This window comes from Pedobacter polaris, from assembly GCF_005116505.1.
GTDB lineage: Bacteria > Bacteroidota > Bacteroidia > Sphingobacteriales > Sphingobacteriaceae > Pedobacter > Pedobacter polaris.
On record NZ_SWBR01000001.1, the window covers coordinates 639,723 to 663,863 of the forward strand.

The following is a 24,141-nucleotide window of genomic DNA, read 5'->3' on the forward strand; positions in this document are numbered from 1 at the left end:
AATGAAAACCAAATTAAAATATTTGATTTTATTGATGGTGTTGGCCACACTTGGTATTGCTATTTTTCAAGTAAGTTGGTTAAAAAAGAGCTACCAGATTAGTAAAGAAAAAATAATTTTAGATGTTGATCAAAAATTAAATGCAGCCATTATTACGCATAAAAAATTAGTTGCTGATACAGTGCGGGAAATACTTAAAAAAGTAATTAAATCAGAAGAAAATATTGACTATCGATTTGAATCTCATACAGATTCTACAGGTAAAGTATATAGCAGTATTTGGTATAGAAATAATAAATTGCCTAAGGATAATTCTTATTCTGCTCACTTCTCATTGCATTCAGATTTAAATTCAGTAAAGCAAAACCCTTACCGGTTCTTTTTTAACAAACTAAACACAATGGATGATCTTGATCGATTAATGGGTCTATGCTCGGGGTTTTTATTAGATTATCGAATTAACTATCCTAAAAATAGTGAGGGGGATAAAATGCAAAAAAAGATAATGAGGTATCAAGATGGTTTACAGTCTGACACTGCCACATTAAATCAGCTACTTAAAAAAGAGTTTAAAGAAAGTGGTCTAATTGTCTCTAGCAATATTCGCTATTATAAGACTATAGATGAAATTTATAAAAAGAAATTCACTGTAAATAAGAAACAAAATAATCTCAATAAATCTGCAGATGTAATTGAAGTCCCTATAAGAAATGAAAAAGCAACTCCCGATTCTAAAATCGACTCTCTATATGCATATGTTAAACAATTAAATACAACTAAAGATTCTGTATTTGTAGCCAAACCTACTTTAAGTTGGAATTTGGATACTTTTAATAATCTACCCACAATTTTATTGGCTGTTAAAATACCTACATCATTTGTATTAAGCCAAATGCTGTACAGTATCATAAGTTCAGCAATATTATTTTTACTTATTGGTTTCTGTTTAACCTATATGTTTTACCTTATCTTAAAACAGAAAAAACTTGCAGAAATGAAGGATGATTTCATTAGCAATGTTTCTCACGAACTAAAAACACCAGTGGCTACAACTTTGTCGGCAATTCAGGGAATGCAAAATTTTGGAGTATTAGAAGACAAGAAGAAAACAAATCAATATTTGGAAACAGCGGCTAACGAGATGAAACGACTCTCGATTATGATTGATACCATTTTGAATAGCGTAATTTATGAGCAAAACGACTTTGAGTTAAATGTTATTAAATTCAATTTAAAAGAAATGTTAACAGAGATGATAGCAGTTCAACAAATGCACTCGAAAAAGGAGGTAATTATAGGATTAAATTATGTTGCTCCTGACGAAATCTTTGCAGATCAAACACTTTTATATCAAGTAGTTTTAAATTTGGTTGATAATGCAATTAAGTATAGTAAAGCAAAAGCTGAAATTATAATCTCTTGTAAACAAACGACTATTGGAATTAGCATTCAAATTAGTGATAATGGAATTGGAATTCCTGAGACATATCAACAACATATTTTTGATAAATTTTTTAGGGTTCCAACACCAAATGACCACCGTATTAAAGGATATGGTTTAGGCTTAAATTATGTAAAAAACATACTAGAGCTGCACAATGGAACAGTGAGTTTAATCAGGTCCGATGAAACAGGCAGTACATTCGAAATTAGTTTACCGCAATGAAATTGAGCCCAAAAGTGTTATTAGTTGAAGATGAAGAGGCTTTAGGTCAAATCATTAAAGATAGTTTGGAAAATAGAGGATTTGAAGTTGTCCATATGATAGATGGCAGTTTAGCATACGATGAATATGTTAAATATAAGCCCTCCATTATGATATTAGATGTAATGTTACCATCAGAAAGTGGACTAACCATTGCAAAGAAAATAAGGCTGGAAGATAAACAAACACCCATACTCTTTCTAACTGCACGAACAATGTCAACTGATGTATTAAATGGATATGAAGCTGGGGGTAACGATTACCTTAAAAAGCCATTTGATATGGAAGAATTGATTATTCGAGTTAAAGTTCTATTGAATCAAAATCGGCTTCTGGAAGGAAGTCAGAGTGAGTTAAACCACGGAATTGTTGATATAGGTAACTATACTTATGATATAAAGCATTGCATATTATCATATCAAGGGATACCAAAAAAATTAACTGCTAGAGAAGCCGAAGTTTTAAAAGTATTATATCAAAATAGAAATCGATTATTAGATCGGAAAACCTTTCTAATCCAGATTTGGGGAGATGATGACTTCTTTAGTTCCCGTAGTCTTGATGTTTTCATTACCAAGTTAAGAAAGTCTCTTAAAAAAGATCCAATGATCCAGATAATAAACCATAGAGGTTTTGGTTATAAGCTAGTTTTCTAAGTACTGCTGGCATTTACTTAAACTAAGAAAACAAGCAAGTTATATCCTGTCGTTCTGTATCATTACTAATACTTTAAAAACCGATTAGCCGAAAGACATTATTTTTATGCTTTAAGAAATTTACAATACATATGAATAAATATTTATTTACACTAGTTGGTTTTGCTTTAGCAATATCAGCAAATGCCCAGCAAGGCAGCATAACTGCAAAAGATTACGAGAGAGCTGAGGGTTTTATGAGCTACAATACCGAAAAATTTATTGATGGCGTACCCGGAAGATTAAATTGGCTAGAGAATGATAAATTTTGGTACACCGTAAAAAATCAAAGTGGCACCCAAACTTTTTTGGTAGATCCTGTTAAAAAAACCAAAACTTTAACCACAGATTATACAACTTCAACTCAACCACAAGGCAGAAGACCTACTGGAAGAGAAGTACTATCTCCTGATAGTAAAAAGGCTGTTTTTATAAAAGATTGGAATTTTTGGGTGAGAGATATTGCAACCAAAAAGGAAACCCAATTAACTACAGATGGAGTTAAAGATTATGGATATGCAACTGACAATGCCGGTTGGACAATGAGCGATGGCCCAATCGTTCGCTGGTCGCCAGATTCTAAAAAACTAGCTACTTTTCAGCAAGATCAACGCAATGTAAGTGACATGTATTTGGTAACCACAAATGTAGGTGCACCAGTTTTAAAAGCATGGAAATACCCTTTACCAGGTGATAAAGTAATTGCTACTATTAGAAGAGTGATTATTGATGTAGAAAATGCAAAGGTGATTAGTTTAAATATTGCACCAGATCCACATAGGGCTACTTTAAGTGATGACATTGCAAGTAGCGGTACTTTCGATGATATTGATTGGAAAGCTGACGGGTCTGAAATGGCCTTTTTATCTACTTCTCGTGACCATAAAAATGAGAAATTCCGCATTGCGGATGCGACAACTGGAGCTGTTAGAGAAGTATTTGAAGAAACTGTAAAAACTCAATTTGAATCTGGAAGGGGCACTATTAATTGGCGTTATTTACCAAACTCGAAAGAAATTCTGTGGTATTCGCAGCGTGACAATTGGGGGCATATGTATTTATACGATGCAACAACTGGCAAACTTAAAAATCAAATTACTAAAGGAGAATGGTTGGTAACTAAATTACTAAAAGTTGATGAAAAAAACCGTTTGCTTTATTTTATGGGCGGTGGTCGTGAAGCAGGAAATCCATATTTCCAATACTTTTATAAAATCGGTTTTGATGGTAAAGGCTTAACTTTATTAACCCCAGAGTTAGGAAATCATGCTGTTACGTTTTCTCCTTCGGGGAATAATTTTATCGACACTTATTCTCAACCAAATGTTCCTATGGTAATGAATTTAAGAAGCTTAGCTGGTAAATTGATTCTAAATTTAGAGAAGACTGACGTTTCGAGATTGCAAGCCCAAGGTTGGAAAGCACCAATTCCAGTTAATGTAAAAGCCCATGATGGAACAACAGATATTTATGGATTGGTTTTTACGCCAACACAAATGGATCCTAATAAAAAGTATCCGGTAATCGACTACATTTACCCTGGCCCCCAAGGAGGAAGTGTTGGCAGTTGGTCTTTTACTGCTTCAAGAGGAGATCATCAGGCACTTGCCGAACTAGGCTTTATCGTAGTAGTAATTGAGGGAACTAGCAATCCGTTTCGCTCAAAAAGCTTTCATGATATGAGTTATGGCAACATGGCCGAAAATACTTTGCCAGATCAAATTACAGCTATTAAACAGTTGGCTAAATTATACCCAATTGACACTACTAAAGTTGGTATTTGGGGCCATTCTGGTGGCGGTTTTGCTACCGCAGCAGCAATGTTCCGCTACCCAGACTTCTTTAAAGTTGGTATTGCAGAATCTGGAAACCATGACAATAGAAATTATGAGGATGATTGGGGCGAACGCTATAATGGCTTGGTAGAAAATTCTGATTATGAAAAACAAGCCAATCAAAATTATGCTAAAAACCTAAAAGGAAAATTAATGCTAGCACACGGTATGATGGACAATAATGTTCCTCCTTCTAATACCATGTTAGTTGTTGATGCTTTAATTAAAGCAAATAAATCTTTTGACTTATTATTGTTTCCAAATAGTGCACATGGTTTCGGGCAATTCTCGCCGTATATGATGCGCAGACGTTGGGACTATTTTGTACAACACTTGTTGAATACTACTCCACCAACAGATTATCAATTAGGCAAGGCAATGGCTCCTAGAAATTAAGGGTCTACTATTTAAAAAAAGCCATCAGTAATGCTGATGGCTTTTTTATTTAGACAATTTATCTTTTTCTTTATTTACATGATCTGCAAGTTGATAGCTTTGCCTTTTTCCCTCCTTATCTTTATCTAAAAATAAGAGTACAATTAAAGAAACAATTGGAATTAAAAAGGAGATAAAAAACCAGAACCAAAAACTTTTATCCATACTTTTTGCATACACACCAGCAACAAGCTGAGGGATTAACATCACACATAACAAGAGTAATTCTGGCATAAAATAGATTAACGTACAAAGTTAAGTATTGCAAATTTAACGACTATTTTTCAATTCATTAAATATTGCAGCTGTTATCCTGTATAAACCTCCGCCAGCATTTTCATCAGTCTGATTGGATAAGATAATGAAGCTAATTTTGTAATCAGGATAGATTATACAGAAACTCCTGAAACCATTGGTTCCACCATCCGTGGTTAAATAATAATCCCAATTCCATAGTTTCCCTATTGCCCATTGAATTGCATGAGCTTCTTTGTCAATGTCTCCAGAGGTTATCCTATGCGTAAGTTTTACTAGCTCATCTTTCGATTCAAGTTGATACTTTAAATATTTTAGCATATCTGTAATATTAGACCTCAAACCGCCTGCTGATGGAAATGCAGCTAGTGTAGCAGAAGCTTCGTCTTTATTCTTATCATATCCCCTTAAAATTTGGCTATTATCTTCGTAGGAAACCTTAGTATTAGTCATTTTTAAGGGATTTGCAATATATTTTTGAACCAAATCTTGATAAGGCATTTGATAAATTTTTTCCAACACATACCCTAATAGTTGATAACCAATATTTGAATATGAGTATTTAAATTCTTTTAAGGTATCTAATTTAATTGCTCGAAAGTTTTCTAAAAAAATTCTTTCTGTAATTTGCCCATTGTTTTCATTAAAGTTTTTGGGGAGTTTAGCGACATGCGCAAGGAGATAAATTACCTTTACAGTTTCTCCATTAGGATATTTAAAATTTATAAATTCACTAGGTAAATACTTCCTGATATCATCAGTCAATTTAAGTTTGCCCTCGAGAACCGCATTAGCAACTAAAAGGCCTGTAAAGGTCTTAGTAATCGATCCTATTTCATAAATAGATTTAGCTGATGGCATTTTACCAGAACCAGGTGCCGTTTCTCCGTAATTATAAATATAAGATTTATCACTAGCTGTAAATCCTAAAGTGAAACCAACTCTTTTAGAATTTTTAAAATAATTGATGCATGCATTATTTACGATTGAATCTAACCTTGTTTTTAAAGGGTTATCATTAGGCACTTGTGAACATACCGTAATATACATAACCCATAAAGCTAATGTAAATGTAAATTTCTTAATCATAACTAAAAGACACACTTAAAATCAATATGTTGCACTAAATTAGTATAGTTATAAATCAAACTATGGATACACCAATAAGAGTAATTATTACTGGGGCAACTGGGATTCTAAATTTAGAGAAGACTAATGTTTCGAGATTGCAAGCTCAGGGTTGGAAAGCACCTATTCCAGTTAATGTAAAAGCATATGACGGGACAACAGCTATTTATGGATTGGTTTTTACACCAACACAAATGGATCCTAATAAAAAGTATCCGGTAATCGACTACATTTACCCTGAGCCCCAAGGAGGAAGTGTTGGTAGTTGGTCTTTTACTGCTTCAAGGGGTAATCATCAAGCTCTTGCCGAATTAGGAAGCAACCAACTGAGGAATCAACATCACACATAATAATAAGAGTAATTCTAGCATAGGCTACAAAGATTTCATCATTTTTTAAAAATGTTAAGTACTGTTAAAAGTTTAATAATCATATCATTATGATTTAGCTTTGATTAGAATGATGAAACACCTTTTAATATTATTTCTGATTTTACTTAGCTCAAATTTATACGCACAAAATATAAATGGCTTTGTATTAGATTTCGCTACCAACTTACCTATCGAAAATGCTCAAGTCATCACAAAAAAAACCACTTCATTAACAGATGAAAATGGCAAATTCAGTATTATTAATATTGTGATTGGAGAAAAAGTTAGTTTCAGAATTATAGGTTATGAAACTCATGAATTGATTGTTAAAAGAGAAATGACTAATGCCAACGTCTATATAAAATTAAACACTAAAAGCATCAACTTAAAGGAAGTCAACATAAGGGCAAATCGAAATTATATGAAGGATTCTTTGGCATTAAGAAAAGAATACGCCACAATATTTGCTTATAAAGCACCAAATTTTACAGATATCTTCGTTAAAGTAGATCCAAGTTACCGTTCTCCTTTTGCAAATATCAATCCCAATTCTACGGCTTCCATATTTAGATTTAATGCCTTATCAGCCTTTAGTTTTTTTGGAAAAAAGAAGAATCCTACCTCCAAACTCAAGCAAACCTTATTAAAAGCCGAAGAATTTAACTTTATTGATTCTCGCTTTTCGAAAGCAAAAATAGAATCGTTAACCTATTTAAAAGGAGATTCACTGCAGAAATTTATAGAGGCTTATCGTCCAACTTATCAGGAATCTAAACGAATGAGCGAATATGAAATCATCCTATATATTAAAAAGAGTTATGGTGATTTTATAAAACCCAAGAATTAAAAGTAATCTTGTTGTTCAACATTAATACTTAGATTAGACCTAGATTAGTAATTATGGAAGCAAAAATAAGAGTAATTATTACTGGAGCAACGGGCATGGTGGGCGAAGGAGTACTTTACGAATGTTTACAAAACCCAAAAGTTGAAGTTATTTTAACTATCAGCCGTAAACCTACTGGCTATACTCATCCAAAACTCAAAGAGATTATTCATCAAGATTTTTTAGATTTTGCAGCTATAGAAAATCAATTAACAGGCTATAATGCTTGTTATTTTTGTTTGGGCATTACTTCTGTCGGTACCGCTAAAGAGGTCTACTATAAAATGACTTATACTTTAACCATGCATGTAGCACAAACATTAAGTAAGTTAAACCAAGATATGACTTTCTGTTATGTTTCTGGAGCTGGAACAAATAGTAGTGAAAAAGGTGGGATAAATTGGGCAATAGTAAAAGGAAAAACAGAAAACGATTTGATGAAACTGCCTTTTAAGCAGGTTTTTAATTTCCGCCCGGGAATCATTAAACCTACCAAGGGATTAAAATATACTCAGGGTTTATATAAGGCTTTTATGTGGCTGTTTCCCATTTTAAAAGCCATAAACAAAAATAGCTTTGTTACACTTAAAGAAATGGGTTTAGCAATGATTAATACTGCCAACTCTACAGCAGAAAGAAAAGTAGTAGAGGTTAAGGATATTATTGAGCTCTCAAAGGAAAGTTAAAACTTCTTATTAATAAAAAAGCCGATGAATATTCATCGGCTTTCTTTTATTCCCCTCTTTTTCTTTCGTTGTCTTTATTAGAGGTTTGATCCGATCGCTGTCCTCCAGAATTACTGATGCCAACTTCCTTTTTATCCAATTTGATATTGTGATTTGCTCTATCTGCTTTCGAACCACCTTGTACTGTTGGGTTGTTTTTTGGTGTGCTTACATTTTTCATACCTGTAAATTTTAGTTTAAATAATATGCCGAGCGCTTCTATAATAACCTCAAAACATTAGGATTGTTTTATATAAAAGCTAAATCAATTCTTTAATCGTAATTTGGTGTAACCTTATTTAAAAACGCGTAGTCTTAGTTGTATAACATGCAAGAAAAGGAAACAGATTTAGCTTTAATAAATGCAGTGCTAGCTGGCAATACCGCACAATATGCTGTGCTGGTAAAACGCCATCAGCGATTTGTATTTACGTTGGCTATGCGTTTCGCAAAGAATAGAGAGGATGCAGAAGAAGTTGCACAAGATTGTTTTGTAAAAGCCTACAGGGCTCTAGGAACGTTTAAACAGACTTCAAAATTTACAACTTGGTTGTATACTATCACTTATACAACGGCAATGACTTTTCTTCGCAAAAAAAGACTTGATACACAATCAATTAATGATGATGAAAATGTATTGCAAATTGCCAACAGTGGAACTGATTTTGATGCAAATACGGTAGAGAAAAAATCATCGTATGTATATCTAAATCAAGCAATTGATATGCTTTTACCTGATGATGCTGTAATTATTACGCTGTTTTACAAAGGAGAGCAAAGTTTAGAGGAAATTGGTGAAGCGCTAAATATGGAAGCCAATACGGTAAAAGTAAAATTGCATAGGGCAAGATTGCGTTTAAAAGAAAAATTACAATATTTGTTAAAGGATGAAGTTAAGGAATTGATATGAACACAATAGAAGAACAACTTTGGAACTACATAGACGGTAATTGCACTACCGAAGAAAAAGCTGAGATTGAAGCTAGATTAGCTGTAAATTTGCAATATCATACGGTTTATCAAGAATTGTTAGCAGTACATAACGAGTTAAATAAGCTTGATTTCGAGGAGCCTTCGATGTCTTTTACCCGTAATGTAATGGATAAGGTTAGCGTAGAGCTTAAACCTGTTGCCTTAAAAACAAAAGTTGACAACAGAATAATTTATAGTATCACTGCATTTTTCGTGCTTTCTATTGCAGGCATATTTGGTTATGTAATTGCCAATAGCGATACGACTTTCAACTTGCCTTTACCTAAAATGAACCTTCAATTTGATGAAAGTAAAATTATAAACCCAACTTCTATAAAAATATTTTTAATGATAGATGTTGTTTTAATTTTACTCTACCTAGATAGTTTTTTAAGAAAACGAAAAGATTTAACACAAAAAAAGGGAGTTTAAACTCCCTTTTTTATCATAAATTAATAATTCTTATTTCTTAAATAGAATAGGCAACATTACCTGAGTTGTGTCCCAAGCCATAAACAAGTTAGCACCTTCTAATGAATCTGTAAACGTCATGGAAAATGACTCTATTACCTTATCTGTTTTTGTAATTGGCACTGTTACTCTTACCACATCCTTTGTTTCATCATAAGTAAAAGCACCCCATCTATCGGTTTGTTTATTTACAATAATGGTCCACTTTTCTTTACTCGGAATAGCAAATAAGCTATAAGTGCCTGCTTTAATTTTTTTATCTCCTATGGTAACTGTTTTTGCAAAATAGATCTCGGTATTTTCATTTGCTCCTAAACGCCAAACTTTATCAAACTGCTCCAAAATCCCAAAAATCTCTCTTCCTTTTTTTGATGGACGAGAATACAATACCCTAATAATTGGAAGGGATTTATCTTCTTTTTTAACTTTTACTGCATTAACCGGGTAATATAATGCATCCATTGGACTTGGATCTATTATAGGGTATTTTACAGGTGTTGCTGTTGTTTGCGCATTCGCAACATATCCAAACAAAGCAAACATTAAGCATAAACTTAATTTTTTCATAAGAAATAGTATTTTGTAGAGGCTTAGTAGTGTCTGCCCTTTACAATTTTATTTAAAAATACAGCAGCGAAGATCAGTCCGAAAATCCCACCTAAAAGAATCCATCCAAAACTAGTGGTTACTGAAAATACAGATAACATACCTGTTAAAATGCCTATTACGTACCAAACCCACTCAAAACTGTTTTTATTTTCTGTGTTCATTTTTTTATATGATTTGTGTCAAAGGTAAATATTTATTTAAAAATATTAGCTGATTTAAGGTTCGGATTTTAACAATTCATTGATTTTGACCAGTTCATACCCTGAAGTTTTAAGATATTTGATTAATTCTGGAAGTTTATGATAGAATTTATCTTTCCTTCTCGGATCGGTACCAACATGTAATAAAAGGATAAATCCATTTAAGCCGTTTGTTTTACTTTGATCATAGTCTATTATCGATTTATATATTTCTTCACTATTACGATAAGATTTTCCCATTTCTGGGTAAGTGTAATCAGCATTTGAACGAGTTCCAGAAGTAAAATTGATCAATTGTTTATCCATTTGGCTTGTCCAATCGGCTATTTGTTGGTTATACCATTCGTATGGCGGTAAAAAATATGGGGCATCTTTCATTTTGATTCCAAACTTTTCCATTGCCCCATAATTCCAAATCAAATCTGATTTAAACTGAAGTTCTGAGACCAACAAACTATCTCTTTTAGTCCAATCATTATATAACAAGTGGCCATTGGAATGTGGGCCTAAATAATTCCCATTTGCCTTTAAGGTTTTTATCAGCGCTTTAAATTTAGGTTTGTTATAAAATCTTCCCGTTAAAAAGAAAGAGGCTTTTACCTGCTCATCAACCAATGTTTTATTAATGCTTTCACCTCCATCTGCAAATTCATCTCCAGTAAAAACTAGGGCTATCTTTTTCTCTGTTTTTTTTCCTCTAGTGATTGCACCTAATTCTGTTTGAAACTCCTTAGGCAAGGTTTTTACTCTACTATCATATGCGGCTAATAGGTATATCAAAGAGGCCGTTCCGTCCATTGTTGGTTCATTGGTGCTGTAATCTCCATAATCATCATGGTAAACAGCCAAATCACTTTGAAATTCAGCATACTCATCAGGCTTGGTTAATTGAATACCGATTAGGTTTTTGTAAATACTCGTGTAAACCGGACCATCAACCAAACCACCATCAATTGGGTATTGCTTTAAATGTGTAAAGGCAGAATGTGGGTCAGTAGGTGTATCGCCCCATGTTGGCAAACCATAAACCATACTCGTTCCCCAAGGATTACAACCAAAAAGCCAATCGAAATTTGCCTGTTCTAGTTCTGTAAAACTTTCATCGCCACTTAGCTTTTTATACCAAAAACATTGTTGTGCAAAAGCAACTGTTAAATTATTGCTACACCATATAAATGGGACACCCCGATAAAAAGCATTCTTTTGCGCTCTTTCCCAAACCTGCTCAATTCCTTGTTTATAATACCTCATTAATTCTTTTCGCATCGGCTGATTGAGCTTTGCCAATTCATAATGCCCGATATTTACAAAAGGATAATATTGATAATGGTTAGCTGTATCTTTGGTTAGCCAGGGTGTAACCGGTTCTAATTTAGCATAGTTCAAAGCCTCCTTCGAACTCTTATTCCAAGATTTTTCATCAACCAAAGGAATAGAAGCATAAGCAAGTTCCATATCATCAACCCAATTGTCTTCAGCATAGATATAAGGAGATTTTACAGAGGCCGTTTGAGTTACTCCTTTTTTAATATTTGCATAAGCCAAAGCACTTATTGCTTTATTTTTTAATTGTTGCGCATATTTCTCGTCCGTTGATAGGAAAGTTTTAGAACCCAAAGCGAATGCACTTGCAAACTTGGCAGCTGTAGAACTTGTTCCTTTGGTATTATTCATAAACTTTCCACGCTGTTGTGGTTCTCCATTAATATAATACAATGGGCGTTCGAAACCTTTACCATATTGACTATCTTCTTTCGGAATTCTCATTGAAATATGGTCTCTATCATCTGCAAGTTGATTAAACATGATATTGTCTTTTGGATGCATTTTTAGCAACCAATCCAATCCCCATTTAGCCTCATCTAAAACATCCGCCATGCCATTTTTTCCATCCAATCCGTTGGCTTGTTTGGTGTCGGCAAATGCCTGAGGAAAATCTCGATAGGCCATTAATAAATGATAGGCAGCGTTGGCAGATGTGGTTGAATACTGCAAATAATCACTGGCATCGTGCCATCCGCCAGATGCGTCGAAATGTGTGCTGTCTTTTATTCCTGCTTTATCTCCATATAATGCAAAGCCATCATGGGTATGGCAACTGTCTCTTAAATATGGATTAAACCCGCTTCTTTGTTGGCGCATGTAACGTAGGGCGAAATCTGCCGTGTGTCGATAAACTTCATCGTCAATTATAATTTCTGGAGATTTGACCTCTGCAATGCGGATGAAATATTTTCCTGGGGTTTTAAAATCAGAGAAATTCAATCTGGCAGTTGCTGTAAAAGGACCATAAGCACCGAAAGATTTAATATTGGTTGAGGTATAGGCAACCTTTCCGCTTTGCTGATTAATTAGCTCAAATTTCTCTGGAACTTCATTGGTTTTACTAGCCCAAATGGCAACTTTGCTTGATTTAGGTTGATAACCCAATAAGTTAATCCTTACCCAGCTGTTGGTAGAATCTGTTACGGGTTTTGGGCTGAAGGATATTAGTGATATAATAAATAAAAGAGCAAAAGGGATGACAAGTTTTTTCATCTATATTAACTTAGTTTTCAATTTTTTTTATTGCTTTAAGTGCTTCCTGGTTTACATCTCGGTTAGTTGAACCTGTTAAACTAAGTAATTTATCCTTTGCCTTTTTAGACTTAATTTTACCCAGTGATTGTATAGCTGGTAAAATTGCCTTATTATCATCAAGAAGTTTGATAAGAATGTTTTCTGCCTCTTCGGTTTTTACAGTCGCAACGGCTCTTATCAATTGACCTCTACTCCGACCGCTGCTGGAGTCTTGAACAGCAACAAATAACCAAGGAATGTCAGTATTTGTCATTGTAGTTGCAATAGCATTTCCAATAGCCCATCTTAAATCTTCTTTTTCTTTGGGTATGCTTTCATATATTGATATTAATGCTATGCTAGCTTTACCCTTTGCTTCTTTTACTGTTAAAGCCCTTGCGAATCCTTCAAGATTTCTATCATGTTTAACTTTTAGCAAATACTTTATTAAAGTATCAATTGCTGCTGGATAAAGCTTTTTAGTATTTACTAAATCCCAAATAGAATTAATATTAATTCCAATTTTTTCCAATTCAGGCTTCATCTCTTCGTATTCGATGGCTCTTTCTAATTCTATTTCCTTGTCAAGCTCTAATGATTCTTCTATTTCCTCCTTACTTCTTGGCCTGCTTAGTAATTCAAGTCGTCTTTTTTCTAACTGTTCAAGTTTGTTCATTTAATTTTTCAAAACTATGTGTCATAACCTTAATTAAATCTACTCATTTTATCATCCAATTGTAAGCGACTCTCGAATGAATGATTTGCGGATTTGAAATCCGCTTTATTGAATAAGTTCGAAATGCGCTGTGCTAACATTTCGAGCAGTTTAGGGGATTTAGTTCGTCTTCTCAAAATAGTATCCAAGATCTTTATTAACCACTAATCTTGGTTTGCCCCAGAAAAATCGCCTTGAAATTGTGAAAACGTAAATACCATCGCCAAATTCATCTGCATAATTTAATTCTATCCTAGAGCCAGTTAGTTTATAGATTCCTTTTCCCCAAGTATCACTTTCAAATAAACCATTCATCTTAAGTACCAAATGGTCTCCCTTATCAGGTCCTTCTAATTGATCTCCTGAGAAATTATAAATATATTTTCCAGCAATCATGCCTTTTACATACAGATTGTCGTAAGCTATTGAGATGGCAATTATAGCTATGAAAGAGATAATTATTACTTTTCTTTTTTTCATAATATTAAGTCAGACGGCTTGATAAATCTACTCATTTATCATCCAATTGTAAAAGCGACTAAAATAATTTGATAATTAATCAATCGATTGATTAATTTTGTTCTTTCAAAAATAGATATGGAAAAAACTGATAAAAGAACCGATATCCTGAATGCTGCGCTGAAACTCTTTGCAGAACTCGGTTTTGAGGGTACTTCTACCCGTCAAATCGCAAAGGAATCTGGTGCCAATATGGCAATGATTAACTACTACTTCGGCAGTAAAGAAGGCGTTTTTTTAGAAATTATGGAAGATCGCATTTGTGGTTTTAAATCTCAATTAAACCAAATTAATGACGAGCAAATTCCTGCAAAAGAGAAACTGTTAAAAGTAGTAGAGCAATATGTTAATAGAATTTTCTCAAACATCACTTTTCATAAAATGATGCACAGAGAGCTTTCTCTAACGCAACGTCCGAGTATGTTTAGCCAAATTAAAGATGCAATGGCTAACAACAGGGTGATAATTGAAAATATTATTGAAAAGGGTATAGCCGATGGGAGTTTCAGAAAAGTTGATGTAAGAATGAGCATCGCTACTATTATGGGTACCATCAGCTTAATCGCAATATCACCAAGCAAGGTTGAAGATGATACAAACTTTGATATTGATGATGAGAAACAAAGAGAGGTTTTAAGAAAGAGACTAGTTGCTCACCTACAAGACTTCGTTATTACACATTTAACACAACCACAAAATGATAACTCACAAAATTAAACTCTTGCTTGCCACGTTTCTGTTGCCTGCAGTTCTGCATGCACAATCTGTTAAAAAATTAACTTTACAAGAAGCAATAGATTTAGGTATTGCCAATAGCAAAAACTTAAAACTCTCTCAAAATAAAATTGATGAATCTATTGCAAGATTGGCCGTTGTTAAAGACAATGCTTTACCTAGTGCTTCTGCAAGCTTTTTATATAACCATGCCGAAATTCCAACCAATACTTTAACAATTGGCGGTGGCAATCCTATTCACCTGCCAAACAGAGCTGATGCTTTTGTGGGCACTGCAGCTATACAAGAAGTTATTTATGGCGGTGGCAAATATAAATATGCACAAGAAAGCACCAAATTATTAACCGATGTTGCTCGATTAGATGCTGATAAAAACAAAGAGGAAGTGAGCTATGCAATAATCAACACCTACTTTTCTTTATTTAAATTAATGCAAAGCAAAAAGGTTGTTACCCAAAATTTAGAGGCAATTGCTAGTCAACTCAAACAAGCACAACGCTTCTTTGAGCAAGGCATTGTTACAAAAAATGATGTATTGAGGTTTCAACTACAACAAGCCAATGTTTCATTAACTGATTTAGAGATTGAGAACAATCGCAAAATAATCAACTACAATCTAGACATCCTTTTAGGTTTACCTGAAGATACTGAAGTTGCCATTTCAGAAAGTGAATTGCCTTTACAAACTGTACAGCCATTAAGTAATTACATTAACACTGCTTTTGCTAACCGCCAAGAATTACAACAATTAGATTTGCAAAATAAGGTTGCCGATTTCAATATCAAAAGCATTAAAGCAAATACAAGGCCTACAGTTGGCGTTGGTGCAAATTTATACTACATCAATCCGAGTGGTAGTTTTATTCCTCCATCAGAACAGTTTATTATGCCAATCACCATTGGCGCTACAGTTTCTTGGAATGTGGCTTCTTTATGGAACAACAAGAACAAGATAGCTGAAGCAAAAATTCAACAAAAGGAAATTGGTTTGCAAAAAGATGTTTTATCAGATAATGTAAAAACAGAGTTGAACAGAAATTATCAGAACTATCAATTAGCAGTTAAAAGAATTAATGTTTTAGAAACTTCTATCGCTCAAGCAACTGAAAACGACAGGTTATTAGAATCGAAATACAAAAACAACATTGCTTCTGCTACAGATAGAATTGATGCAGAAACACTTTTATATCAAGCTAAAATCAATTTGGAATTGGCAAAGGCCGATGCAAAATTAGCTTACTACACTTTATTAAAATCAACAGGAAAAATTACTCAATAATATAACCATAACAACATAAAGACAATGACAACAGAAGCAAAAAAGAAAAATAAAGTTTTACCCATCATACTAGCAATTTTGGTAGTTGCTGGTGCAGCATTCGGTATTAGTGAATATATGTATGCTAGCAAACATGTTGATACAGATGATGCACAAATAGATGGCGATATTAGTCCGGTTGTGGCTCGTGTTGGTGGTTATGTAAAAGACATCAACTTTGAAGAAAACACAAAAGTAAGTCAAGACCAAGTTCTAGTAACTTTAGATGACCGCGATTACAAAATTAAACTAGAACAAGCTCAAGCTGGTCAAGTTGGTGCAAATGCAGGTGTTGGTGTTTCCCAAGCACAAATCGCTGCAACTTCTGCAAATACAAGTACGGCCAAAGCAAACATTGAAGCAGCTAAATCAAATGTTCAAGCGGCAAATGTTAAATTAAATTTAGCACAGAAAGATTTTAATCGTTATGCAAACTTGATAAAAGATGGTGCAATCACACAACAAGCTTTTGATCAGGCAAAGGCCAATAAGGAATCTGCAGAAGCTGCAAAAGCTTCAGCTCAAGCAGCATATGAAGCAGCACAAGATCAATATAATGCAGCAGTTAAACAAGTAGGCACAACTCAATCCCAACTTGGTGTAAGTAACTCTGGTGTAACTCAACGTCAATCTGATGTAGATTTTGCTAAACTACAATTATCATATACCGAGATTAAAGCTCCTGCAACAGGCATTGTTTCTAAAAAGAATGTACAAAAAGGGCAATTGATTCAGCCGGGCCAATCTCTATTTGCTATTGTAAATGAGAACAGTTTATTTGTTACTGCAAACTTTAAAGAAACACAGTTAGAAAAAATCAAACCTGGCTTAAAGGTTAAAATTACTGTTGATGCTTACGAAGATGAGCCAATTGAAGGTGTAGTTTACAATTTTTCTCCAATTACTGGTGCAAAGGGTTCTCTTTTACCTCCAGATAACGCTACTGGTAACTTTGTAAAAGTAGTACAACGCGTACCAGTAAAAATCAAAATAGAATCTAAAGACAAAGAAATGCTAGAAAAATTACGCCCAGGAATGAGTGTTAAAGTTTCAGTTTCTGTAAATAATTAACAATGGCCGAAGTAGGTTTTAAAAAATGGATTATTACGTTTACTGTAATCACAGCTTCGCTTTTAGAGCTGATTGATACTACAATTGTAAACGTAGCAATTCCTCAAATACAGGGTAACTTAGGTGCAACTTTAGAAGACATTGCCTGGTTATCTACTGGATACGCAGTAGCGAATGTAATCATCCTACCAATGTCTGGTTGGTTGGGTAGCCGTTTCGGGCGTAAGAATTATTTCTTAACCTCTATCATCGTTTTTACCCTTGTTTCATTTTTGTGCGGTAATGCAACTTCGCTCAATGAGCTAATTTTATTTAGAATTTTGCAAGGACTTGCGGGTGGTGGACTAATCTCCACAGCTCAAGCTATCTTAATAGAAACTTGGCCTCGTGAAGATGTGGGTATTGCAACTGCTTTGTTCGGTTTAGGTGCGGTTGTAGGCCCAACGGTTGGACCAACAATTGGTGGTTATATTTTGGAAATAGCGGATTGGCCGTGGATTTTCTATGTAAATATTCCCGTCGGAATTCTCGCAGCTTACTGTACCATAACTTTTATTCGAGAAACGCCAAAAGACGGAAAAGGAAAACCTGTAGACTGGTATGGAATAGGCTTATTAGCGATTGCAGTTGGTAGTTTGCAAACCTTATTAGAAAAAGGGGAAAGTGAAGATTGGTTTGCTACACCATATATTGTGGCTTTAGCAGCGGCTTCTGTTTTTGGCTTGCTATTGTTTATTTGGCGAGAACTGAGTACCGACCACCCAATTGTCAATCTTAAAATCATGAAAAAAAGAAGTTTTTCCATCGGTATGGTTACTTCCTTTATCTTGGGATTTGGCTTATATGGATCTGTATTTGTTTTTCCTGTTTTTGCCCAAAACCTCTTAGGTTTTACTCCGTTACAAACTGGGAAGCTATTTATTGCAGGCGGAATTTGTACCATTTCTATGATGCCATTTATTGGGATTATGTTAAAGAAAGGTGTTCCTGCACAGTTTATGGCAACAGGAGGAATGTTTCTCTTCTTCGTTTTCTGTTATATGTTGAGCAAATCAACTTTGGCTTCAGGAACAGGCGATTTTTTCTGGCCATTGGTAATTAGAGGTTTTGGAATGGCTTTACTTTTTGTACCACTAACCACTTTGGCCATGCAAGATTTATCTGGAGCTGAGATTGGACAAGGATCTGGATTAAATAACATGAGCAGACAGTTGGGCGGATCTTTTGGAATTGCCGCATTAACAACACTTATACATGTTCGTGCTGGTGGTCACAGGGCCAATTTGCTTACTAATATAAATGATTACAATCCTGCTTTTACCCAAAAGTTAAACGGCCTAATTAGTAATTTTATGGCAAAAGGGGCTTCTTTTATGGATGCGAAACTAATGGCAATGAAGGCTATTGAAGGATCTGTGATTAAACAAACAATGTTACTCACTTACAATGATGCCTATTGGGTTGCAGGTTTGGTTATGTTATTTTCTATTCCTTTGCTGTACCTGCAAAAGTTTAAAAAGAACGCGAATATAGTAACTGATGCGCATTAACCCCTGCATAAGCTTATTATTTCTCGTCATACCCACCTGATTGGGTATTGTAATGCGATAGAAAGGAAAATAGCTTTAAGATTCCCCCTTTTGTGGGAATGACGCAAAGCTGAATAGACTTGCGGACTAACTCCTTCAGGATCTGTCCCAATCATTCAGGAGGGTTGGGGGTTAAATAAAACAGTCCCGACGAAAACGCCGGGACTGTTTTTCCCAAAAAATTAACAATTAGTTACAAAGTTATTCTTACACTTAACTTTGTGGATACTTTTAAAAGATTTGTTTAACCTTTAATATTATACAAGGTATGAATAATTTATAAAAGTTCAAAATTAATACATTTGATTTTTTAACCTATACTTAAAAAATCAAATCATCAAAATTAGGAATTCAAAATATTTTATAATTAGATCGATTTTTTAATTGATTTTGTAATATTTTTGTTGTTTAGGTACAATTTTCTTACCTTTTGGGCATGCAATCACTTCAACCTACTAGTCAACGAGAATCAGTTTTTAATAACGAGGTAATTTCTCGTTTCGAATTATACAATAGTTTGTTCCTTACTTTGCCGTTTTATAAGGTAAAAGATACGGGAACTTTACTACCCTTGTTTATTAAAAGTTGCGAAGAAGGAGTTAAAAACCATGAAACTCCAGCAAAGCTGATTGAAGATTTTTTTGAAAAATATACGCCAAATACCGATTCGCAAGAAATTATCGATTTACTTTTTAGGTTTATCCAATACATAGAAAGACAAGTTGTACTTTTTGATGCAGTTGAAGACGCCTCGTTCACGAAATTGAACATTACAGATGAGCAGAGTTCTTTAAGAGCATTATTCTTAAAAGCTAATGATAATAAAACTTTACATGAGAAGGTAGATCAATTGATTGAAGATTTTTCTTTGCGATTGGTTTTAACAGCTCATCCTACACAGTTTTACCCTGGCAGTGTTTTGGCCATTATTAATGATTTAACAACTGCTATTAAAATAAATGATATTACGACCATTAACCAATTGTTACAACAATTAGGTAAAACACCTTTCTTTAATAAAAAATCTCCAACACCTGTTGATGAAGCATTAAGCTTGGCATGGTATTTAGAAAATGTGTTTTACTTTGCTGCCGCAAATATTCAATCGGGTTTAAATCAGTTATTAAGTGAATATCATATTGATCCTAAAAAAATTATAGAGCTTGGTTTTTGGCCAGGTGGCGATAGGGATGGCAATCCGAATGTACATGCAGAAACTACTTTGCAGGTTTCTAAAATGCTTCGTCAAATCTTATTTAGGTGTTATTACCGTGATTTTAGAAACATTAAACGCCGAATTACTTTTAGGGGTGTTGAGGATGCAATGGGTCTTTTACAAGATGTATTATATAAAAATGCATTTGATAGCAATTTAGAACCTGAAGATATTTCTGACTTCATTATTGAAAATCTAAATAAAATACAAAACACTTTAGTTAAAGAACATGATGGCTTATTTGTTGATTTGGTAAGTAATTTAACCAGAAAAGTTGAATTATACCGCAGCCATTTTGCCTCATTAGATATTAGACAGGATAGTAGAATTTTACGTGATGTACATACCTATTGTCGTCAACAAAAACCTATTAATGCACTGTTTCCAGAAAACTATGCTGAATTAGATGAAAACGAAAAAATAAAGGCCTTATCATTTAGAAATGCAAAAATAATTTTTGCCGATGAGCAGAATAGCTTAACTGAAGATACCTTACAAACCATTACGCAAATTAAAGAAATGCAACAAAGTAATGGAGAAATGGCATGTCATCGCTTTATTATTAGCAATTGCCAGCAAGCAAGTGATATTTTACAGTTGATAGAATTGTTTCTATGGAATGGCTGGGAAGCTGAAGAATTGACTATCGATTTTGTACCTCTTTTTGAAACCGTACATGATTTGTCTGGTGCAGCTGAAATTATGGAAACATTATATACACATCCATTCTATAAAAAACACTTAGCTAGCCGAGGTGGAAAACAAGATATCATGTTAGGTTTTTCTGATAGTACAAAAGATGGTGGTTATTTAATGGCCAACTGGTCTATCTTTAAAGCTAAAGTTGGCTTAACAGAAGTGGCAGAAAAGCACAACATCAAACTGGCATTTTTTGATGGCCGTGGTGGACCTCCCTCTCGTGGTGGAGGTAAAACCCATCGTTTTTATGCTTCAATGGGTAAAGAAATTGCCAACAAAAACATTCAATTGACCATTCAAGGACAAACCATCAGCTCTCAATATGGTTCAATTGATAGCGCCGCCTTTAATATAGAACAATTGATAAATGCAGGGATCTCTGCTGGTGTTAAAGAAAAACACAATGTTTTATTAGATAAAGCAAATTACGATACTTTAGAAATTATGGCCAATGATAGTTACGAATCCTTTTTGGCATTAAGGAAACATTCATTGTTCTTATCGTATCTAGAAACATTGTCTCCTTTAAGCTTGTTGTCTAAAATCACTATAAGTAGTCGCCCAGTAAAAAGAAACTCTGGAGAGGCCTTAAAACTTGAAGATTTAAGGGCAATTAGTTTCGTTACATCATGGAGCCAATTGAAACAAAATATTCCTGGATTTTATGGTATCGGAACAGCTCTAAAAAATCAAGAAAAAGCTGGAAACTGGGAACAGGTTAAAAAGACTTATCAGCAATCTGGTTATTTTAAAACAATTATAGACAACTGTATGATGTCTATGAGCAAATCTGATTTTTCTATCACTGAATACTTAGCAAATGACAAAAAATTCGGCGCGTTTTGGAAAATGTTACATGAAGAATTTGAGCTTTCTAAAACCATGTTATTGAAATTAGCAGGACATCAAAGCTTAATGGAAAATTATCCAGTAGAAAAAAGGTCTATTGCTGTTCGCGAAAAAATCATTTTACCTTTGGTTTTAGTACAGCATTATGCTTTAGAGAAACTGCAACATGAGTTAACAGATGAAAAACGCCAAGCTTATGAAAAATTGGCCATTCGTACAGTTTATGGTATCGTAAATGCCGGAAGGAATTTGGCTTAGCTTCATTCTTTCACTTTACGTCATTCCCAACTTGATTGGGTATGACGAACTAGGGTACGGTATTATAAACTGTAACAAGCTTCTAATAGCAAAGTCATAGCTTTAATAAAAACTGAATTATGAAAAATTTGAAATTTATAATAGCTACCTTATTATTGGCAACTGGCATATCAAGCTTTATTTATTGGTTTACAATTACAGCCAAAGACATTAGTTTTGATGCTATGAAAGCTGAATACGCTACTGCCTTCCCTTCATTTTTACAAAATACGGTATTACATACTTTTGTGATAATTTTGATTTTGGTAACTGCTGGTGTTTTATATTTACAATCTAGAATGCAAAACAAATTTAAAATTGCGGCAACTGGCGGGATGATTTTAAGTTTTTTGCTTGCCTTTTGGCAATTATTCTCTTTGATGTAATCTTTAATGGAACTGACCTGGGTATATAAAGCTTTTGGTGAACTAACAACTAATGAGCTTTACTCTATTTTGCAATTAAGGAGTGAGGTTTTTGTGGTTGAACAAAATTGTGTTTATCTTGATGTGGATGGGAAAGACAAAAAATCAACTCACTTAATGGCCTGGCACAATGAAGATCTGGTTGCTTATACAAGGTTAGTTCCGCAAGGTATTTCATTTAAAGAGGCGAGTATTGGAAGAGTAATAACCTCTCCCTTTTATAGAGGATTGGGCATCGGAATTACTTTATTGGAAAAAAGCATTACCCATACTTTAGAAACTTACACCACCAATAAGATTAGAATTGGTGCACAACTTTACCTCAAAAAATTTTACGAAAGCTTTGGTTTTACCGCCGAAGGTGAAGAGTTTTTGGAAGATGGAATAGCCCATGTAGAGATGGTGTTGGAAAGATAATAATCGTCATGCTGAACTTGTTTCAGCATCTCTATGCTATTTTTAATCGTCAATGATGAAAGTATTCTCACTATAGTCACAATGCGAATGTCATAAAACATTTTCGTCATTGCGAACCTCCTACTTTAGGGGGTGTAGTGCTTCGCAATGACGAGTTTCCATTAACTAAAAAAGCCCCGATAAATCGGGGCCTTCAATAAATATAGGGATGATAATTACCTATCAATCGAACCCATCACTTTTTGTCCGAATGCATTTAATGCATCTTTTTCTGCAGCTCCATCTTTTACCATTTGGTGAACTTCTAAGGCTCCACAAATATTGGTAATCAATTCTCCCGCTACATCAATTTCACCTTCATGCACTCCTCTAAACTCACAAAAAGCTTCTAATACTTCTAAGGTTGCTTCTAATTGCTCAGGTGTATTTGTTTGAAAAAACTGTCTGATTACTGGAATTTTCATGATTATCTAATTTTTGTAAATAACGCTGTTAATCCTTCAACCTTGTTCGTTTGAACTTGGTCTACCAAAGCACCACCTTCGAAAGCTGCGAAAGTTGGTAAATTATCAACATTTGCAAATTTTCTTGAGTTGGGATATTTTTCAGCATCAACAATCAAAAAAGCCACATCTTCATTTTCTGATGCTAATTTTTTGAACTTAGGCTTCATTATTCTACAGTTACCACACCATGAAGCAGCATATTGCACCATCACTTTACTGTTGTCAGTAAGATGTTGTTGCAAGTTATCTTCGGTTAATTCTAAAAACATAATGTAATTTAAATTAGTTAGCGCTTAAATATTCAGCAACACCTGTTCTATTAGCGTTCATTGCTTCTTTTCCTTCTTCCCAATTTGCAGGGCAAACTTCACCATGTTTTTGAACGTGAGCATAAGCATCAATTAAACGTAAATATTCTTTAACGTTTCTACCTACTGGCATATCGTTTACACTTTCATGGAAAACTTTACCTGTTTCGTCAATTAAATAAGTAGCACGATAAGAAACGTTAGAACCTGAGAATGATTCATTTCCTTCTTCATCATATTGTACTTCTTGATCTAAAATATCTAAAATGCTAGATAAATGTCTGTGTGTATCTGCTAATAAAGGATAAGTTACGCCTTCAATGCCGCCATTATCTTTTGCTGTGTTTAACCATGCAAAGTGAACTTCATTAGTATCACATGAAGCACCAACTACAATTGTGTTTCTTTTTTCAAAATCTGGCAAAGCAGCCTGAAATGCATGTAATTCTGTTGGACAAACAAAAGTGAAATCTTTTGGATACCAGAATAACAATACTTTTTTGTTCTTGCTTGTTGCTTCTTCAAATATATTGATCTTTAAATCATCGCCCATTTCGGACATTGCATCAATACTAACGCTTGGGAATTTTTTACCTACAAATGCCATAATTATTTTAAATTTTATGGCGCA

Annotated in this window: 26 protein-coding genes; 15 read left to right on the top strand and 11 right to left on the bottom strand. The window is 34.1% G+C overall.

Going from position 1 to position 24,141, the window contains the following annotated elements; translation table 11 throughout:
- Position 1: 1 nt before the first annotated feature.
- The 3 genes from FA048_RS02865 (at position 2) to FA048_RS02875 (ending at position 4,631) form a co-directional block, all read left to right on the top strand.
- Positions 2-1,666 carry a sensor histidine kinase gene (locus tag FA048_RS02865; protein WP_136838699.1) on the top strand — a complete coding sequence of 555 codons (1,665 nt, stop codon included), beginning with the start codon at positions 2-4 and terminating at the stop codon, positions 1,664-1,666.
- Positions 1,663-2,361 carry a response regulator transcription factor gene (locus tag FA048_RS02870; protein WP_136838700.1) on the top strand — a complete coding sequence of 233 codons (699 nt, stop codon included), beginning with the start codon at positions 1,663-1,665 and terminating at the stop codon, positions 2,359-2,361. Before FA048_RS02865 ends, FA048_RS02870 begins: the two co-directional genes overlap by 4 nt.
- A gap of 131 nt (positions 2,362-2,492) precedes the next feature.
- Positions 2,493-4,631, top strand: a complete 2,139-nt coding sequence (locus FA048_RS02875; RefSeq protein ID WP_136838701.1) for a S9 family peptidase — start codon at positions 2,493-2,495, stop codon at positions 4,629-4,631.
- A gap of 45 nt (positions 4,632-4,676) precedes the next feature.
- Here the strand turns inward: FA048_RS02875 and FA048_RS02880 are convergent, their stop codons facing one another.
- Both FA048_RS02880 and FA048_RS02885 read right to left on the bottom strand, forming a co-directional pair.
- On the bottom strand, positions 4,677-4,904 hold the full coding sequence (locus tag FA048_RS02880; protein WP_136838702.1) for a hypothetical protein: 228 nt from the start codon (positions 4,902-4,904) through the stop codon (positions 4,677-4,679).
- A 36-nt stretch (positions 4,905-4,940) separates the two neighbouring features.
- On the bottom strand, positions 4,941-6,014 hold the full coding sequence (locus FA048_RS02885; RefSeq protein WP_136838703.1) for a serine hydrolase domain-containing protein: 1,074 nt from the start codon (positions 6,012-6,014) through the stop codon (positions 4,941-4,943).
- A gap of 62 nt (positions 6,015-6,076) precedes the next feature.
- On the opposite strand from FA048_RS02885, the gene FA048_RS02890 reads away from it, so the two are divergent.
- The 3 genes from FA048_RS02890 to FA048_RS02900 all read left to right on the top strand — a co-directional run bounded on the left by FA048_RS02890 (position 6,077) and on the right by FA048_RS02900 (position 7,996).
- Positions 6,077-6,403: an alpha/beta hydrolase gene (locus tag FA048_RS02890; protein WP_205943409.1), complete on the top strand. Its 327-nt coding sequence runs from the start codon at positions 6,077-6,079 to the stop codon at positions 6,401-6,403.
- 109 nt (positions 6,404-6,512) lie between these two features.
- Complete coding sequence (locus FA048_RS02895; protein WP_136838704.1) at positions 6,513-7,271, top strand: carboxypeptidase-like regulatory domain-containing protein; 759 nt, start codon at positions 6,513-6,515, stop codon at positions 7,269-7,271.
- A 53-nt stretch (positions 7,272-7,324) separates the two neighbouring features.
- Positions 7,325-7,996, top strand: coding sequence for an NAD-dependent epimerase/dehydratase family protein (locus FA048_RS02900; protein ID WP_136838705.1), 672 nt, complete (start codon positions 7,325-7,327; stop codon positions 7,994-7,996).
- A gap of 46 nt (positions 7,997-8,042) precedes the next feature.
- Here the strand turns inward: FA048_RS02900 and FA048_RS19675 are convergent, their stop codons facing one another.
- Entirely contained in the window at positions 8,043-8,216 is a 174-nt protein-coding gene (locus tag FA048_RS19675) for a hypothetical protein (RefSeq protein WP_169306802.1), read from the bottom strand.
- A 147-nt stretch (positions 8,217-8,363) separates the two neighbouring features.
- Between FA048_RS19675 and FA048_RS02905 the strand changes: the two genes are divergently transcribed.
- Together FA048_RS02905 and FA048_RS02910 are read left to right on the top strand one after the other, a co-directional pair.
- Positions 8,364-8,945, top strand: a complete 582-nt coding sequence (locus tag FA048_RS02905) for an RNA polymerase sigma factor (protein ID WP_136838706.1) — start codon at positions 8,364-8,366, stop codon at positions 8,943-8,945.
- The gene (locus tag FA048_RS02910; protein WP_136838707.1) at positions 8,942-9,439 is read left to right on the top strand and encodes an anti-sigma factor; all 498 of its coding nucleotides are present in this window, start codon (positions 8,942-8,944) and stop codon (positions 9,437-9,439) included. Before FA048_RS02905 ends, FA048_RS02910 begins: the two co-directional genes overlap by 4 nt.
- Positions 9,440-9,469: 30 nt before the next feature.
- On the opposite strand, the gene FA048_RS02915 is transcribed toward FA048_RS02910, so the two are convergent.
- The 5 genes from FA048_RS02915 to FA048_RS02935 form a co-directional block, all read right to left on the bottom strand.
- Entirely contained in the window at positions 9,470-10,045 is a 576-nt protein-coding gene (locus FA048_RS02915; RefSeq protein ID WP_136838708.1) for a DUF2911 domain-containing protein, read from the bottom strand.
- A gap of 23 nt (positions 10,046-10,068) precedes the next feature.
- A complete protein-coding gene (locus FA048_RS02920; RefSeq protein ID WP_136838709.1) occupies positions 10,069-10,248 on the bottom strand; it encodes a hypothetical protein in 180 nt (59 codons plus the stop codon).
- A gap of 54 nt (positions 10,249-10,302) precedes the next feature.
- Positions 10,303-12,825, bottom strand: a complete 2,523-nt coding sequence (locus FA048_RS02925) for a glycoside hydrolase family 9 protein (RefSeq protein ID WP_136838710.1) — start codon at positions 12,823-12,825, stop codon at positions 10,303-10,305.
- A 10-nt stretch (positions 12,826-12,835) separates the two neighbouring features.
- On the bottom strand, positions 12,836-13,522 hold the full coding sequence (locus tag FA048_RS02930; RefSeq protein WP_136838711.1) for a HEAT repeat domain-containing protein: 687 nt from the start codon (positions 13,520-13,522) through the stop codon (positions 12,836-12,838).
- A gap of 159 nt (positions 13,523-13,681) precedes the next feature.
- Positions 13,682-14,041 (bottom strand): hypothetical protein, encoded by a 360-nt coding sequence (locus FA048_RS02935; protein ID WP_136838712.1) that lies wholly within the window; start codon positions 14,039-14,041, stop codon positions 13,682-13,684.
- Positions 14,042-14,158: 117 nt separating this feature from the next.
- On the opposite strand from FA048_RS02935, the gene FA048_RS02940 reads away from it, so the two are divergent.
- From FA048_RS02940 to FA048_RS02970, 7 genes are all read left to right on the top strand, one after another.
- Positions 14,159-14,797 carry a TetR/AcrR family transcriptional regulator gene (locus tag FA048_RS02940; RefSeq protein WP_136838713.1) on the top strand — a complete coding sequence of 213 codons (639 nt, stop codon included), beginning with the start codon at positions 14,159-14,161 and terminating at the stop codon, positions 14,795-14,797.
- On the top strand, positions 14,778-16,094 hold the full coding sequence (locus FA048_RS02945) for a TolC family protein (RefSeq protein WP_136838714.1): 1,317 nt from the start codon (positions 14,778-14,780) through the stop codon (positions 16,092-16,094). Before FA048_RS02940 ends, FA048_RS02945 begins: the two co-directional genes overlap by 20 nt.
- Positions 16,095-16,118: 24 nt before the next feature.
- Entirely contained in the window at positions 16,119-17,204 is a 1,086-nt protein-coding gene (locus FA048_RS02950) for an HlyD family secretion protein (RefSeq protein ID WP_136838715.1), read from the top strand.
- Between the two features lie 2 nt (positions 17,205-17,206).
- Positions 17,207-18,754, top strand: a complete 1,548-nt coding sequence (locus FA048_RS02955; RefSeq protein ID WP_136838716.1) for a DHA2 family efflux MFS transporter permease subunit — start codon at positions 17,207-17,209, stop codon at positions 18,752-18,754.
- A gap of 475 nt (positions 18,755-19,229) precedes the next feature.
- Complete coding sequence (locus FA048_RS02960; RefSeq protein WP_136838717.1) at positions 19,230-21,815, top strand: phosphoenolpyruvate carboxylase; 2,586 nt, start codon at positions 19,230-19,232, stop codon at positions 21,813-21,815.
- Between the two features lie 119 nt (positions 21,816-21,934).
- Positions 21,935-22,240, top strand: a complete 306-nt coding sequence (locus FA048_RS02965) for a hypothetical protein (RefSeq protein ID WP_136838718.1) — start codon at positions 21,935-21,937, stop codon at positions 22,238-22,240.
- A gap of 6 nt (positions 22,241-22,246) precedes the next feature.
- Complete coding sequence (locus FA048_RS02970) at positions 22,247-22,696, top strand: GNAT family N-acetyltransferase (protein ID WP_136838719.1); 450 nt, start codon at positions 22,247-22,249, stop codon at positions 22,694-22,696.
- A gap of 215 nt (positions 22,697-22,911) precedes the next feature.
- Here the strand turns inward: FA048_RS02970 and FA048_RS02975 are convergent, their stop codons facing one another.
- The 3 genes from FA048_RS02975 to FA048_RS02985 are packed head-to-tail and all read right to left on the bottom strand — an operon-like array spanning position 22,912 to position 24,117.
- Positions 22,912-23,160, bottom strand: coding sequence for a DUF6952 family protein (locus FA048_RS02975; RefSeq protein ID WP_136838720.1), 249 nt, complete (start codon positions 23,158-23,160; stop codon positions 22,912-22,914).
- A gap of 2 nt (positions 23,161-23,162) precedes the next feature.
- Positions 23,163-23,471, bottom strand: coding sequence for a thioredoxin family protein (locus FA048_RS02980; RefSeq protein WP_136838721.1), 309 nt, complete (start codon positions 23,469-23,471; stop codon positions 23,163-23,165).
- Between the two features lie 13 nt (positions 23,472-23,484).
- Positions 23,485-24,117 carry a peroxiredoxin gene (locus FA048_RS02985; protein WP_136838722.1) on the bottom strand — a complete coding sequence of 211 codons (633 nt, stop codon included), beginning with the start codon at positions 24,115-24,117 and terminating at the stop codon, positions 23,485-23,487.
- Positions 24,118-24,141 lie beyond the last annotated feature (24 nt).

Coding starts and splice junctions, on each gene's coding strand:
- FA048_RS02865 (WP_136838699.1), top strand. CDS start 2: ATGAAAACCAAATTAAAATATTTGATTTTATTGATGGTGTTGGCCACA.
- FA048_RS02870 (WP_136838700.1), top strand. CDS start 1,663: ATGAAATTGAGCCCAAAAGTGTTATTAGTTGAAGATGAAGAGGCTTTA.
- FA048_RS02875 (WP_136838701.1), top strand. CDS start 2,493: ATGAATAAATATTTATTTACACTAGTTGGTTTTGCTTTAGCAATATCA.
- FA048_RS02880 (WP_136838702.1), bottom strand. CDS start 4,904: ATGCCAGAATTACTCTTGTTATGTGTGATGTTAATCCCTCAGCTTGTT.
- FA048_RS02885 (WP_136838703.1), bottom strand. CDS start 6,014: ATGATTAAGAAATTTACATTTACATTAGCTTTATGGGTTATGTATATT.
- FA048_RS02890 (WP_205943409.1), top strand. CDS start 6,077: ATGGATACACCAATAAGAGTAATTATTACTGGGGCAACTGGGATTCTA.
- FA048_RS02895 (WP_136838704.1), top strand. CDS start 6,513: ATGATGAAACACCTTTTAATATTATTTCTGATTTTACTTAGCTCAAAT.
- FA048_RS02900 (WP_136838705.1), top strand. CDS start 7,325: ATGGAAGCAAAAATAAGAGTAATTATTACTGGAGCAACGGGCATGGTG.
- FA048_RS19675 (WP_169306802.1), bottom strand. CDS start 8,216: ATGAAAAATGTAAGCACACCAAAAAACAACCCAACAGTACAAGGTGGT.
- FA048_RS02905 (WP_136838706.1), top strand. CDS start 8,364: ATGCAAGAAAAGGAAACAGATTTAGCTTTAATAAATGCAGTGCTAGCT.
- FA048_RS02910 (WP_136838707.1), top strand. CDS start 8,942: ATGAACACAATAGAAGAACAACTTTGGAACTACATAGACGGTAATTGC.
- FA048_RS02915 (WP_136838708.1), bottom strand. CDS start 10,045: ATGAAAAAATTAAGTTTATGCTTAATGTTTGCTTTGTTTGGATATGTT.
- FA048_RS02920 (WP_136838709.1), bottom strand. CDS start 10,248: ATGAACACAGAAAATAAAAACAGTTTTGAGTGGGTTTGGTACGTAATA.
- FA048_RS02925 (WP_136838710.1), bottom strand. CDS start 12,825: ATGAAAAAACTTGTCATCCCTTTTGCTCTTTTATTTATTATATCACTA.
- FA048_RS02930 (WP_136838711.1), bottom strand. CDS start 13,522: ATGAACAAACTTGAACAGTTAGAAAAAAGACGACTTGAATTACTAAGC.
- FA048_RS02935 (WP_136838712.1), bottom strand. CDS start 14,041: ATGAAAAAAAGAAAAGTAATAATTATCTCTTTCATAGCTATAATTGCC.
- FA048_RS02940 (WP_136838713.1), top strand. CDS start 14,159: ATGGAAAAAACTGATAAAAGAACCGATATCCTGAATGCTGCGCTGAAA.
- FA048_RS02945 (WP_136838714.1), top strand. CDS start 14,778: ATGATAACTCACAAAATTAAACTCTTGCTTGCCACGTTTCTGTTGCCT.
- FA048_RS02950 (WP_136838715.1), top strand. CDS start 16,119: ATGACAACAGAAGCAAAAAAGAAAAATAAAGTTTTACCCATCATACTA.
- FA048_RS02955 (WP_136838716.1), top strand. CDS start 17,207: ATGGCCGAAGTAGGTTTTAAAAAATGGATTATTACGTTTACTGTAATC.
- FA048_RS02960 (WP_136838717.1), top strand. CDS start 19,230: ATGCAATCACTTCAACCTACTAGTCAACGAGAATCAGTTTTTAATAAC.
- FA048_RS02965 (WP_136838718.1), top strand. CDS start 21,935: ATGAAAAATTTGAAATTTATAATAGCTACCTTATTATTGGCAACTGGC.
- FA048_RS02970 (WP_136838719.1), top strand. CDS start 22,247: ATGGAACTGACCTGGGTATATAAAGCTTTTGGTGAACTAACAACTAAT.
- FA048_RS02975 (WP_136838720.1), bottom strand. CDS start 23,160: ATGAAAATTCCAGTAATCAGACAGTTTTTTCAAACAAATACACCTGAG.
- FA048_RS02980 (WP_136838721.1), bottom strand. CDS start 23,471: ATGTTTTTAGAATTAACCGAAGATAACTTGCAACAACATCTTACTGAC.
- FA048_RS02985 (WP_136838722.1), bottom strand. CDS start 24,117: ATGGCATTTGTAGGTAAAAAATTCCCAAGCGTTAGTATTGATGCAATG.